1 pseudogene is annotated in these 250 nt (G+C 42.0%); it reads right to left on the bottom strand.

What is annotated here, in order from left to right:
* Positions 1-250, bottom strand: a pseudogene (locus CHH91_RS18785) (glycerol-3-phosphate dehydrogenase); the annotation flags it as partial.

The raw sequence follows: 250 nt of genomic DNA, 5'->3' as shown, positions 1-250 counted from the left end.
TTCCAAATAAACAACTTGGTCAATCGCAAGCAGCTCTTTTGGAATGACCATATAAGCATCAGTCATATAGCCAATCGTCTTTGCCGACATAGACCGGTCTTGCTCCCGAAGTGTATCTGCCTCAATCCCTGTCGCATTAATAATCTTTTTAGCGAACACTTTATAAGCTTCGCCAGTCAACTGATCGATTGCCACCACACCGACAGCTTTCCCATTTTCATAGAGAAATGTCTCTGCTTTCATATAATTG

It is taken from the genome of Virgibacillus sp. 7505 (assembly GCF_002272135.1).
Taxonomy (GTDB): Bacteria; Bacillota; Bacilli; order Bacillales; family Amphibacillaceae; genus Terribacillus.
Note: the sequence above shows the minus strand (reverse complement) of the source record. Positions and strands in the feature narration are given on the sequence as shown.